Below are 11842 nucleotides of genomic sequence, written 5' to 3'. Positions count from 1 at the left end.
AGCTTGCAAGAATCAGGCGTGCATCAAACTTTTACTCCCAAGGGGTGGGTTCCGCTAGGCGGATTCGCTCAATGAGAGTGCTTTGTTCTCCGGGTTGCTGAAGCGCTGAAGAAGCTGATTTCCCAAGCGCGCTACTTCTCTCGCAAGCACGTCGAAATCCTGGAAGCGGCTGCGGTGATTGCTGATGGCCACGCGAATGGCAAATTTTCCGTTCAGCAAGGTGGAAGATGGCGCTGCAATGCCCTGCTCTTGCAATTGCAGAAGTATCTCTTGGTTGAGCTCATTAAGCGACGCTTCGCTCAGCCTAGACTCTTTGAAGCGGAAGCAGACTATGTTCAGCGGCGCGGGCGCCAACACCTCAAGCTGAGGAGAGGAGTTCACGAGGCCGACGAGATACTGTGCCTGAGCAACATTTTGCTCCACGAGCCGGGCATACTTTCGGATACCGTGCTCCTTGATTGACATCCAAATCTTCAGCGCACGGAACTGGCGCGAGAGCTCAATTCCATACTCACTGAACCACGTATCACCGGAGGCAAGACCACGTGTGCCATGATTCAAGTAGCTGCTGGCGACAGTGAAGGCATCGTGGTGGGCCTTTGCATGGCGGACGAGGGTGCATCCGCCGTCATACTGCATGTACATCCATTTGTGAAAGTCGAAGGCGAGCGAGTCGCCGCGTTCCATTCCTGTGATCTTAGGAGCCAAGGCAGGAGAAATTGCTGTTATTGCCCCGAAAGCCCCATCCACATGGAACCACATATCTTCGCACTGACAAATGTCGGCGAGAGCGTTGAGATCGTCAATCGCGCCGGTGTTAACGGTTCCGGCGTTGCCGATGATGCAGATGGGCTTAAAGCCGCGGGCTTTGTCGTCGGCAATAGTTTTCTTCAGCTCTGAAAGGTCAATTTCGAATTCCGCGTTCACTGGGACGAGACGCAGGGACTGCCGTCCTAATCCGAGCAAGCCCATGGCTTTGTGCACACTATTGTGGGTTTCAGTTGAGCAATAGATAGTGAGCGGCGGTGCTGCTTGCAGCCCGCGATCATTTACGTCAACTCCTGCCTTGGTGTTTCGCGCCACCGCCAGTCCAACCAGATTGGCCATGGACCCACCGCTCACCAGAATCCCGCTGGCATCAGCGGAGTAGCCGAGCATTTCCTTACACCAGGAGATGACTTGCTCCTCAACCTTCACTGCTGCCTGGGCAGCGCCGTGCACGCTGGAGTTAATGCCACCCAGAAGCATCTCCGCCAGCATCCCACCGACCGTGCCCGTGCCACATACCCATGCCCAGAATCTGGGGTGAATGTTGCCCAGCGGATGGGGGAGGACGTCTCGTACGAAATCTGCATATGCCTGTTCGAGCCCTTCTCCCTCTTGCGGTATGGGCCTTTGAAAATGCTGCGCCAGTTCTGCGGGCAACGGCGCCCAGACTGGCCGTTCGCGAACGCTTTGAAGATAGGCGAACAGGTCGTCCAACATTTCATGGCCCAATTCGCGAACCGGTCCCCAAGCCTGGGGATCGAGTGTTTCCTCTTTAGGACTCATGCGTGCTCCCCAACGATGGCAGAGATCATATCTTCAATTGAGTGCGCCCTTTCGAAGCCGGATTCGTGGAAGACTTCGGCCACTTCCATCTTGTAGTACTCGTACCAGCGCTGGCGTCCTGCGCTCTTGGCTTGCAAATGGCGGGGATCATGCTGCCATTCTTTCAGGCTGATGCGGTCCTTCCACCAGACAATGGTCAGGCGTTCGCCATCTTCCGCCTGGAAGCTCTTTACCGCGATAAAACCGGGATAAGTTCTGACGCGGCGGCTCAGCTCAGCGTCCATGGCAGCGTAATCTTCGCCGGCGGCGGATGTAAGTTTCGAACGGAAGACGATGACGACCATTTTTTCGCCTCCGCGCTGTCTCCTGTTGAAACAGCAGCGAAATTCTTCTGAGTAATAAATAGCAATTGTGATAGGATCGGCACAGATGCAGAAAGCGACTATATCAACCGATACAGATTCGGGCTCCGGGAATCTGCCTCTGTACCTGCAGCTGGCGGGCGACGTTCGCCAGCTTATTGAACGTGGTGTGTTCAAAATTGGAGACCGTCTGCCGTCGGTGCGGGACCTGCGACGAAAATATCGGGTGAGCGCCGCGACCGCCGTGCAGGCCTACGTGTGGCTGGAGCGCGACGGGCTGGTGAAGTCGAGGGAGCGATCGGGGTTCTATGCCGCACAACCGATTGCGTATCCAGAACCGAAGACGAGGCGCGCGCTAGTCTCGCCGGTGGGAGTGGGCATTGGAGTTCAGGTGCTGGACCTGCTGCGCCGGATCAACGATCGCAGCCTGGTTCCGCTGGGGGTAGGCAGTCTTGGGCCCGAGCTTTTGCCGGTGATGCGAGTGAATCGGGCGATACGGCGGGCGGCTGCGCGGTCGCCCTTGCACAGCGCATTTTATGGGACCATCAACGGGGCCGCTGAGCTGCGGCGGCAGATTGCGCGCTTGCAATTTGCCGGAGGGTTTAGTGGCGATCCGGACAACATCGTGGTGACATCTGGCGGGCTTGAGGCGCTAAACCTGGCCCTAAGAGCGGTAGCAAAACCTGGCGAAGTAATAGCAGTTGAGAGCCCGACATACTTTGGAGTACTGCAAGCAGCGGAATCGCTGGGCGTTAAGGTTGTGGAAGTGCCTGCTCATCCGCGCTCGGGAATTGATCTTGACCTGTTGGAACGTGCTATCAAGCAGAACAAGATCAAAGCCGTGATCGTGATGCCGAATTGCCATAATCCGCAAGGAACGGTGATGAGCGATGACGCAAAGGCGGAGCTGGTGGCGCTTACTCATGGTCATAACGTCGCCGTGATTGAAGATGATATTTATGGTGAGCTGGCGTATACCCAAACGCGGCCGCGGACAGCAAAATCTTACGACCGCAAAGGATTGGTCCTGCTTTGCGGATCATTTTCGAAGGTGCTGGCGCCGGGACTACGGGTGGGTTGGATCGAGCCCGGGCAGTTCCGCACGGAAGTCGAGACCTTGAAAAGCATTACCTCATTGGTGACGGCGACGCTGCCGCAGCTGGCGATCGCGGAGTTGCTGGAGAGCGGATTCTACGAGCGTTATGTCCGCCGCTTACGAATTCGGCTGGCCGACCGCGTCTCGCGCTATGTGAGCGCTATCACAAAATTCTTTTCGCCGGGGACCCGAATGACTCAACCTTCGGGCGGAAACTTGTTGTGGATCCAACTCCCCAAAAACAGTGACGGCACTCTTCTCTATCATCGCGCCATGGAAAGCGGGATCAGCATTTTGCCGGGAGAGATTTTTTCTCCATCCCGGAAGCACCAGGGCTTCATCCGGGTGAGCTGTGGCGCGCCCTGGTCGCCAAAAGTTGAGGATGCAATTGAGACTCTGGCCGAGCTTTGCCGCCAGACGCTGGACTGAGATCCCACAGCCATTTTCGGGGTGCCGAAAGTACATAGCAGCTGTAGAAATGGCCGTACTCTTGCTACATCGCGACCATGTCCTTCCGCTGTGAAACTTGCTGTAGCCACGCTGCTAGAATGGCGCTAATTTGTGAGCGGGGGGAGTACCGATCCCATGGGTGAAGATTGGAAACGGTGGCAGGGCCGTGTGGTTGATGGTCACGTATTGGGCCAGTATTTGGGAGGGTCTGACCACAGTGCTGTCTTCCTCACGGAACGGAGTGAAGCTCCAGGTTCAAAGTTCGCAATAAAACTGATCGCGGCCGACCCGAAAGATGCGGAGGCGCAGCTCTCGCGCTGGAACTGGGCGGCGAAACTCTCTCACCCTCATTTGGTTCGGCTTTTTGAAATGGGTCGCTGCCAGTTGGACAAGAAACAGCTCCTGTTTGTAGTAATGGAATATGCGGAAGAGAATCTGTCACAGATCCTGCCGAAGCGTTCGCTGACGCCAGGGGAAGCCTACGAGATGCTTGCGCCTACTTTGGACGCATTGTCATTCATTCATCGCAAGGGATTGGTGCATGGCCATCTGAAGCCTTCCAATGTTCTAGCGGTCGGGGAACAGCTGAAACTTTCGAGCGACGGAATGTGCACCGTAGGCAGTGCTGCGAAAAAGCCGGCACAGCCTGGCGTGTACGACCCTCCCGTGAGTCGCGACCCGGCACTCTCACCGGCGGATGATGTCTGGTCGCTTGGGGTTCTAATTTGCGAGGCGCTGACGCAACGCCTGCCGGTGATCACCCCAGAACAGGATGTTGCAGCGGTTCCAGCGCAGATGCCGATTCCGCTGCTGGAGGTGGCGCGCCTTTGTCTGCGGGTCGCACCCCAGGAGCGCGGGAGCATCGAGCAGATTACTCTTCGCCTTTCGCAGAGGACGCCGGCGCGGGCCGAACATTCGGTAGTGCATCATCGAAACACCTCCAACATGGGTTACGTGGTGACCGCGATGGCGGTGGTGGTGCTTATAGCCGCGTTGGGTATCCCCAGGCTGATGCGAAAACCCGTGAAAGGGCAAGTGGCGGTTGCGACATTGCAACAGCCGGCAGCGGTGAAAGCAGCAGAATCCAGATTTGAGCAGAAGCCGGCCGCGGGAAAAGTCATTCCGAGCGGGCATATGCGGCAGGTTTCGACTGGCACGCCTGCAGCTGAGAGTTCTTATGCCGCTGACGTGCGGGCAGGAAAGACCCCGAACGCCGACGGGCAGCAAAAGGTGGTGAGCCGGGTTGTGCCCAGTGTCCCTAAATCGGCGAGAGATACCATTCACGGCACAATTCGGGTAAAGGTACGAGTGCGGGTAGATCCTTCGGGGAGCGTCACCGGGGCAAAGTTTGTTTTGCGAGGACCCAGCAAGTATTTTGCGCGGCTGGCGATGGAGGCCGCGATGCAGTGGAAATTTGCTTCCGAAGGCGGCCGAGACGCCTCGCGGGAATGGATGCTGCCTTTTGAGTTTGGACGGAACTCAACTCGAGTGGTTCCCGTCGAGATGTCCCGCTAGCGTAATGTTTTTCTCAGGGGCTGAAGCCCAAGGTTATTGGGCCGGCTTATCGCACGGCTGAAGCCGCGCGCTTCCACGGTGCTGCAATCAGCATTGGGCTTATCGCACGGTCGAAGCCGTGCGCTTCCACGGTGCTGCAATCAGCATCGGGCTTATCGCACGGCTGAAGCCGTGCGCTTCCACGGTGGTGCAGCCCGAATGTTCTCCATCGTCAGGGGCTGAAGCCCAAGGTTTATTGGGCCGGCTTATCGCACGGCTGAAGCCGTGCGCTTCCACGGTGCTGCATTCAGCATTGGGAGCTTGCGCGGCGAAATATGAAGGAGCGGGGAGCAGCCCGAATGTTCTCCTTCGTCAGGGGCTGAAGCCCAAGGTTATTGGGCCGGCTTATCGCACGGCTGAAGCCGTGCGCTTCCACGGTGGTGTAATCAGTCCGAATGTTCTCCGCTTTCCACGTGGTGCAGTCAGCATCGGGCGCTTGCCCGACCCGCAGAGCTCCAGCAGATCTGAGTACAACAAGTATCTGTGAGAAGCGCTTCAACTCGTATTCTTAACTACGGGTTCTTAGGTGTCAGTGTTTATTATCCCCGTGCGCCTTGTCTTTCGTGTCTTTTCCATGTCCAGCTGGTGGCGCACTGGGAGCGGGCGATTGCGCTGGGCGTCCGCCACCGCTGGGGGCTGATTGCGCGTGAGGAGCGGGCCGATCTGCGTGAGCCGGTTCAGCATGCGGCCGGGATTCAGTTGGACGCGGCGCGGGGGCAGCAATCGGGCTGCTCGGACCACGATCGGGTGCAGATTGTGGGCGTGGAGCAGTCATCTGGTGGTCCGGACGACGCGGTTCATTCATTCCGGATTCATGCTGTGTGGCGTCACGTGGAATGGGAGCGGTGTTTGCTGGCGCTTGTCGCACGATGCGAGGTTCGCCTTGCCGCGGCGAGCTGACTACCGGCTGGTAATTAGGTTGAGGTGCGCTGTTGCGCTGCGGCGGCCGCGGCACAGCATGCCCCTGTGGTCCTTGATTCTGGGGAGCTTGAACACCGTGACCACGCGGCTGCGCTTCGCTCTGCATGGCAGGTCGTTGGTCGGGTTGGTGTGAAGCCGGGTTGCGCGTTGCAGCGGGTCCTGCTGGTCTTTCTGCTTGAACAGGCTGCTTTTCCGCCATTCTTCCCGGAGCATTCGACTGCTGCCGTGCCACTCTTTCCCTTAATTGCTTTTCTGTGTCGCGATCCAACGGGCGGCCATGATTATGCTCCAGCGCTTCCTGTTTAGCGGCGAACGGAATTGGTTTCGGCGGGGCCGCGGTCCTCATTACGATCGGCCTGGAGATCCCTTGTCCTCGCGGCATGGAAGCGGGACGGCCAGCTCTCTCCCCAAGGACGCTCTCTCTTGAAGGCGCGATCGGCGGAGCTGCCCCGACCGGTGCCTTTCTCCATTCGCTTGCCGGCACGTGCACCGCCGACTTTGCTACCGGCTGTGAACTCGCCATTACATTGCCGGGTACGGCGGTTACTGCTCCGGGGACGTTCTGGTTCGCATACCGGATGTGCACATTGTTGTGGTTGCCGTTAACGTGAATGCTGTTGTTGGCAACGTTGGTCGTCCGGTTGTTGGTGATGTTCGTTGTGTTGTTGTTGATGATGGTGGTGTTGTTCTTGGTAATCGTCGTATTGTTGTTGTAGTAGTTGTTAGTAACGTTGGTGATGTTCGTGATGCGAGTGTTGGAGACGTTCACATTTTGGAAATAGTTGCGGCTTCCTCTGTACGGCGGGATATACGGCTCACCATAACTGAGTGGAAACCATCCGACGGTCGGGGCTTCACCGATGGTCACGCCGACGCTCACACCTCCACCACCGACCCAGGCCACCAAAGCAGGCGCATATACGGGACGAGCTGCCACGGGTCCGGGACACCAGGCCCAAGTTCCACCGTAGTGCACCCACCGGCCATAGTGGCTGGGAGCAAATCCCCAGGGAGCATCGTCAACCCAGGTCCATCCCCAGGGCTCAACCCAGGCCCAGTGACCGTAGTGGTAAGGAGCCCAGTCGGGATCTACCCGAGGCACCCACATGGCGCCGTACTCAGGCACCACACGCCAGGTTCCGTACTCGTCGAGGTCCTCGGCGCCAATCACGCTCGGCGAAACGTAGCGTGCGGATTGCAAAGAAGCCTGGCGCTTGTCGCGAACACGGCACCAATCGTCAAAGCCATCACGTTCGGGATCATCAGAAATCTCGTGTTCGAGAGATGCGCCGCCGGTAAAGCGGGCGCGCCGGTCACCTTTCACTCTTACGCTGCGGCCTTCGCCGGTGGCTTCGCCTTCGCCGCGCCAAACCGTAACTAACGTGCTGTCGCCATTTGGATCAACATCGAAGCGGTAGTTGCCGGCTTTCATTACCATAAACGCAAGGTTGGGTGTATCCACCTCGTAAATTTCGCCGTGGTAGAGACGGCGGACACGTAAATTCAGCGTGCCCTGGTCGAGTTCGACCTGCAGAGTGCCATCCGTGAGGTTGGTTAGCGTAAGGCTGGTTTCTGCGTTCACGCGCATGGTGGCGGCGCCCAGATTCAGCTCGGCGCGCGACTCTTTGTCGCTCCACAGACGATCGGCAGTAGTCAGCGGGCGATTGTTTACCGCTTCAACCCAGTCGTTTAGGCCACCGGGCTGCAACGAAACTTGTCCGGACATGTATTGCAACCTGGCCACGCGGCCCGGCGGATCGTCGTCCGCCATGGCGGCTGCGCATAGCAGCGCTATTACAAGAAGTCCCGCTCCGAACCTCACTAAGATTTTCATAACTCTTTCCCTCGACTCGTGCTGCGTGTGCAGCTTTGGGCGGCGCGCAGAGTTTCGAAGGCGCGCTTCAACCAGAAACTCTCTACTTCGGCGAAGGAGACCGCTGCGGAGGCTGTTCTGAGTTGCCTCAGGGAAATTAGCCTTAAAGAGCGCGGCTGTTGAAGTTACTTTAGCGGCTGAATAAGTGTGTACTGGTTTGGTTGCAAATACTTAGAAAGCAGGGTGAGCAAACTTTAGTTTGGTACAGTTCGCGAATTGGTGGGCGAAGAGGCTAGAGTTCTAAGCTTGAACGATTTTGTTTCGTACGGCGTATCGCACCAGGTCGCTGACAGAGTGAAGGTCGAGCTTGTTCATGATGTTGGCGCGATGAGCTTCCACGGTCTTGGTACTCACACCCAAGGAACTGGCCACCTCTTTATTGCTTTTGCCTTCGGCGACAAGCTGAATCACCTCGCGTTCACGTGGAGTCAGCCGGTCAGCGGAGTGGACATTTGCTCCGAGACCCGCATCTTCGCCTACATATTTTTCCAAAACGAGCTCAGTTACATGAGGAGTCAAGAAAGGCTTGTGCCGGCTGAGCGTTTCCACCGCTGTGAGCAGCGCATTGTCGGCATCCGACTTCAGCAAGAACCCACGTGCGCCCGCGCGCAGCACTTCACGCGCTACTTCTTCGGAACTGTGCATTGTCAGGATGAGCACCTCGGTGTGCGGCGCCTGCTTCAGGATTTGCCGGGTGGCTTCCAGGCCATTCAATTCCGGCATAGTCATGTCGAGTATGACGATGTCCGGCTTCAGTCGCCTGGCGTGTTCGACAGCCTCCCGGCCGGTGGCGGCATCACCCACCACCTGCCAGTCTGGGCGGGATTCAAGCAACGAGCGAAGACCTCGGCGGACAACCGAGTGGTCATCGGCGATCAGGATGCGAACTCTTGCCACCTTACTCCGTTCATCGGCAGAGTCACCTTGATTGTGGTCCCGTATTTGTCAGACCGGATGTCCAGCCGCCCGCCCAATTGGTTCACTCGCTCGCGCATTCCCGCGATACCGACCCCCACCGTGACCGGCGATTCCGCGCCTTTCTTTACCTCGACAGCGCCCATTCCCCGGCCCTGGTCTTTTACCTCCAGTTCCACGTGGTCAACATCCTGTCTGAGCGCGATAGTGGCAGTGGCGCTGCCCGAGTGACGGTGAATGTTGGTGAGGGCTTCCTGCACGATGCGAAAGATTGCGGTCTCAACTTCCTCAGGCAATCGACTGAGGTCAGGCGGGAGATTCAGGTCAGCGGCAATCCCGCTGCGTTCAGCAAATCCAGTGGCATACCACCTCAGGGCCGGACCCAGCCCCGCCTCGTCCAATAGAGGCGGGTGGAGCAGGTAAGAGAGGGTCCGGATCTCCTTCATGCACTCTTCTGCCAGCGCAATGCTTTCCGCGAGGGCTGAATTCGTGTTTGGATCGCGCACGCATTCGGAGCGGCTGATCTTCGCCAGGTTCATTTTCAAGGCCACCAGCGTTTGGGCCGCGGTTTCGTGCAGTTCTCGTGCAATGCGTCGGCGTTCCTCGTCCTGTGTGTGCAGGAGGTCGGCGGAAAGTTGGTGGAGCGAGGCTTCCGCTTCCAGGAGTTGTCCATAGCGTTGTTCACTAAGCTGCAACTGGTCGGCTCGGAGCGCAAATTGCCGATCCACGATGCAAGTCAATATTGCTGCACCCTGGACGACGAGTGTCGCGAGAGCGATGGCGAGCGCGCCCAACAGCGAAATGTCAACGCTGTGGGAGAAGTTGGGAGCGAGCGGCGAGGGCGTAAACCTGGCGGCCGCCATGCCAGTGTAATGCATTGCCGAAACGGCAGTACCCATTACCAAGGCAGCGTTGATCTTTCGCAATCCGATTACTCTGGGATCTTTTCTGAAGAAGAACGCCAGTCGCAGCGCAAGAAACGAAAACAGAACTGCAAAGGCAATTGAGAGGAGCACAAGCCGGTGGTTGTACGTGCGCACGGCGGGCAGACGCATGGCTGCCATGCCTATGTAATGCATGCCGGAAATGCCACTGCCAATGATGAAACTGCTCGTCCAGGCGGGAACCGCCTTCAAGTGCCCCCGGCTGACTATATCCAGGGCCAATGCTGAACAGATGATCGCAGTCAACACCGACAGAAGCACGGTCGGCCAGTGGTAGCGCACCTCGACAGGCAACTGGAAAGCCAGCATGCCAACGTAGTGCATCGCCCAGATGCCCAGGCCCAAGGAGACGGCGCCACCGGCCAACCACCACAAACGAACCCTGCCGCGCGCGACAGTGATCCGCCCTGCCATATCGAGTGCGGCGAAAGAAGAGGAAATGGCGATGAAAACCGAGAGCGCCACCAGCGGGTGGTTGTGCGACCCCGTTAAAACGACGTTGGAGGATATCAAGTACTCTCCGCAACCGGGGAGCAATCTTGTGGCGTTGTCATTATAGGCCGCGCAGCCGCGATGCGGTTCAAACGGGGGAAGGCCGTCACCCGCCAGAACCCTTAGGGGTCTCTAAAGATTCGTCCCTCAACGCAGCTAGTGCTCCACCCGATTGTGCAGTTTCAATGGCCCGGCTAGCGTACTGAATAGGGACCGTATGGGCTCCTTCAGCTTTACACGTTGGGATACATCGAAGATTTCATCCAATGAACCCAGTTGCTCCAGAGCAACGACAGAAAAAAACAATCCAGATACCCTCCCCACCGATACAAGAATGAAAGCGTCGGGCCTTTTAGGGAGGGCAACACGATCGGGTCAAGTGGATGGGAGGAGCGAGCTTTTTCATGGCCTCTCCGAGAAACAAACAAAAGCCATCCTGAGTCTTGGGAAACGCCGAAGAGAGGAGCGAGGCAACTTTTTCTTCCAACAAGGGGACCCAACGGAAGGCCTTTATCTCCTGGAAAGTGGCCACGCAAAGGTCTTCCATGTCACCGATGAGGGAAAACAGACGGTCCTCGGTTTTGTTGGCCCAGGAAGGATTTTTGGAGTCTCGGCGCTTTTATCCGCTCCACATTATTTCGCAAGTGCTGAAGCCGTAGCCCCCACTGAAGCAGTGTTCTGGAAGCGGGACGTTCTGAAGCGGGTGCTGCGTGAGCATGGCCGGTTTTCATTCAACATGTTGATGCTCACCGCCTATCACCTGAGTAAACTTCGTGAGAGGTACGTGTATTTGACCACGCAGCGAGTGGAGCGCCGGATCGCCTGGGCGCTGACCACTCTTGGGCGACAAATTGGAAAACAAAAGAACGGTGTGTACGTGATCCCGGAGGGATTTAGCGGCGAAGATCTTGCCGACATGGCGGGGACGACTAAGTACACGCTGAGCCGGGTACTTGGAGGTTGGGAGCGGAAGGGCTGGCTGACAAAGAGTCGAGGGCGGATTGTCGTCCAGCGTCCTGAGAGCCTGACGAAATTTAGAGACGATATCGAGTAGACAAGGTTGATGTATGTTTCCAGAAATCAGCTACGAAAGCTCTAGAAAGGCGACTGTGCTTTGTGCAGATGAGTCAAGCCACCGCCTTTTTTCTTTTTTGCATGCAGCACTCGATGGATTCTCAATCCTCCTGGCTGATTCGGCTGCTCACTGTATTTCCCTTTGCGGAAGCTATCAGCCCGACATGGTGCTACTCAGCGAGGGCCTGATGGAGGTGGACCAGTGGTCCATTCCCGAGTTGCTGCACCTGGTCAGTCCAAAAACGACGCTAATGCTGACCGTCGAAGACCCGCAAGAGTGGCGGGAATTGCCGCTCTTTATCAGCGTCGTTGTCAAAAGAACGGACCCCGAGAGCGTCATTTCGGTTCTTGAGAAAGTTCGCCGCGAACGATTTATGGCAAGAAACGATGCAAACGATCTGATCGCAATGTAATAGGTGTAGGGCGGACACTGCCGCACGCTACACGAGTTCTTTCTCGCCCCCTCCGCCAAAAAACACTCAACCCACTGCGGACCCTGATTTCACTTCTGGAGCAGTGCTGAGCACTAAACTCGCGGAGAGTTGCGCCCGTTGCTGTCGGGCATTGTCTGAAGTTGACGTTGGTTGAGCCCTCCTCCGTTCATGGCGCA

General features: G+C 57.4%; 10 protein-coding genes. 5 read left to right on the top strand and 5 right to left on the bottom strand.

Annotated features, from left to right (window positions below; all coding sequences use genetic code 11):
- Positions 1 to 54 precede the first annotated feature (54 nt).
- Positions 55 to 1551 (bottom strand): pyridoxal-dependent decarboxylase, encoded by a 1497-nt coding sequence (locus VFA76_16890; GenBank protein ID HZR33523.1) that lies wholly within the window; start codon positions 1549 to 1551, stop codon positions 55 to 57.
- The gene (locus VFA76_16885; protein HZR33522.1) at positions 1548 to 1895 is read right to left on the bottom strand and encodes an antibiotic biosynthesis monooxygenase; all 348 of its coding nucleotides are present in this window, start codon (positions 1893 to 1895) and stop codon (positions 1548 to 1550) included. The genes VFA76_16890 and VFA76_16885 overlap by 4 nt, the downstream gene beginning before the upstream one ends.
- A gap of 85 nt (positions 1896 to 1980) precedes the next feature.
- Here VFA76_16885 and VFA76_16880 point away from each other — a divergent pair, with 85 nt between their 5' ends.
- The 3 genes from VFA76_16880 (at position 1981) to VFA76_16870 (ending at position 5500) form a co-directional block, all read left to right on the top strand.
- On the top strand, positions 1981 to 3438 hold the full coding sequence (locus tag VFA76_16880; protein HZR33521.1) for a PLP-dependent aminotransferase family protein: 1458 nt from the start codon (positions 1981 to 1983) through the stop codon (positions 3436 to 3438).
- Between the two features lie 156 nt (positions 3439 to 3594).
- Positions 3595 to 4974, top strand: a complete 1380-nt coding sequence (locus tag VFA76_16875; protein ID HZR33520.1) for a TonB family protein — start codon at positions 3595 to 3597, stop codon at positions 4972 to 4974.
- Between the two features lie 118 nt (positions 4975 to 5092).
- Positions 5093 to 5500: a hypothetical protein gene (locus VFA76_16870; GenBank protein HZR33519.1), complete on the top strand. Its 408-nt coding sequence runs from the start codon at positions 5093 to 5095 to the stop codon at positions 5498 to 5500.
- A gap of 42 nt (positions 5501 to 5542) precedes the next feature.
- On the opposite strand, the gene VFA76_16865 is transcribed toward VFA76_16870, so the two are convergent.
- The 3 genes from VFA76_16865 to VFA76_16855 form a co-directional block, all read right to left on the bottom strand.
- Positions 5543 to 7768, bottom strand: coding sequence for a DUF6600 domain-containing protein (locus VFA76_16865; protein HZR33518.1), 2226 nt, complete (start codon positions 7766 to 7768; stop codon positions 5543 to 5545).
- A 279-nt stretch (positions 7769 to 8047) separates the two neighbouring features.
- Entirely contained in the window at positions 8048 to 8704 is a 657-nt protein-coding gene (locus tag VFA76_16860; GenBank protein HZR33517.1) for a response regulator transcription factor, read from the bottom strand.
- Positions 8683 to 10179, bottom strand: coding sequence for an MHYT domain-containing protein (locus VFA76_16855; protein ID HZR33516.1), 1497 nt, complete (start codon positions 10177 to 10179; stop codon positions 8683 to 8685). Before VFA76_16855 ends, VFA76_16860 begins: the two co-directional genes overlap by 22 nt.
- 196 nt (positions 10180 to 10375) lie before the next feature.
- Between VFA76_16855 and VFA76_16850 the strand changes: the two genes are divergently transcribed.
- The gene (locus VFA76_16850; protein HZR33515.1) at positions 10376 to 11212 is read left to right on the top strand and encodes a Crp/Fnr family transcriptional regulator; all 837 of its coding nucleotides are present in this window, start codon (positions 10376 to 10378) and stop codon (positions 11210 to 11212) included.
- A 13-nt stretch (positions 11213 to 11225) separates the two neighbouring features.
- Positions 11226 to 11645: a hypothetical protein gene (locus VFA76_16845; GenBank protein ID HZR33514.1), complete on the top strand. Its 420-nt coding sequence runs from the start codon at positions 11226 to 11228 to the stop codon at positions 11643 to 11645.
- The last annotated feature ends 197 nt before the right edge of the window (positions 11646 to 11842 follow it).

The organism is Terriglobales bacterium (assembly GCA_035651655.1).
GTDB lineage: Bacteria > Acidobacteriota > Terriglobia > Terriglobales > Acidobacteriaceae > DASRFG01.
This window is presented reverse-complemented; position numbering and strand designations above follow the sequence as displayed.